Origin of the sequence: Halarchaeum rubridurum (genome assembly GCF_014647115.1) — an archaeon.
GTDB lineage: Archaea > Halobacteriota > Halobacteria > Halobacteriales > Halobacteriaceae > Halarchaeum > Halarchaeum rubridurum.
This window is the reverse complement of sequence record NZ_BMOO01000023.1, coordinates 1-858: the sequence shown is the minus strand read 5'-3', so window position 1 is coordinate 858 and position 858 is coordinate 1. Positions and strand designations below refer to the sequence as shown.

The 858-nt window shown below is 57.3% G+C and carries 1 pseudogene; it reads left to right on the top strand.

Annotated features, from left to right (window positions below):
• Positions 1-201 precede the first annotated feature (201 nt).
• A pseudogene (locus IEX84_RS14525) lies at positions 202-858 on the top strand (IS5 family transposase); the annotation flags it as partial.

Sequence of the window (858 nt, the reverse complement as noted above, 5' to 3'; positions counted from 1 at the left end):
CGATTGATCGGGTGCCGTCCCCAACTCGAGGCGTTCACAAAGTTCAGGGTGGCTATCGAGATACTCGACGAGAGGCGTTTCGTGCGTCCAGCCGTGGAGTTCTTTCAGCACGAACATGCGAAAGGGCTGTGCTGAATCACTAGACGGCGTCGGGATGGGGCGCTAAATCAAAGGAGTTGAAGCGGAGAGATTCGGTTGCCTATGACACAAATCTCCCGCTTCACTGGTGAGATTGTGCCGATTGCCCAAGTTGTTACCGGTGATGGAGACGAATCCGCCGCCCCGGAAGGTGGCGGCGGATTCGCCGACTATGCCCTTGTTTCTGCATTGTCTGCGGATTTACCTCGACACGTCCTACCGAATGACGATTGACCTGTTGAAGGAGATGCCACAAATAACCGGGGAGATCGGCCTCAACGCGGCCGATCTCCCCTCGCCCTCCACCTTGTGTAAAGCATTCGACCGGATCAGTATGAGCGTCTGCCGAGTGCTGCTGCGCCAGTCGGCGCAGCTGCACGACCCCTCGAAACACGGCGCGATCGACGCTACATTCTACGAACGCTCAGCAGCGAGCCGCCACTACTGTCAGCGAATAAGCTACCGCGTGCAGAAGCTGAAGGTCACGAAACTCGTCGATACAGAGACTCAAGCAGTCCTTGACGTACACTGCTCAACGACTCGAGAAGGAAGCGATGCAGACCTCGCTGAGCAGATCGCCCGCCGAAATGCGGGCGATCTGCGGTCTCTTGCCGCCGATAAAGGCTATGACAAGCAGTCGCTCCGCGAATCACTTCGTGACCTCGGGATTCGCCCGCTCATCAAACATCGCATCTTCGCACCATACGACCACGCGCACAA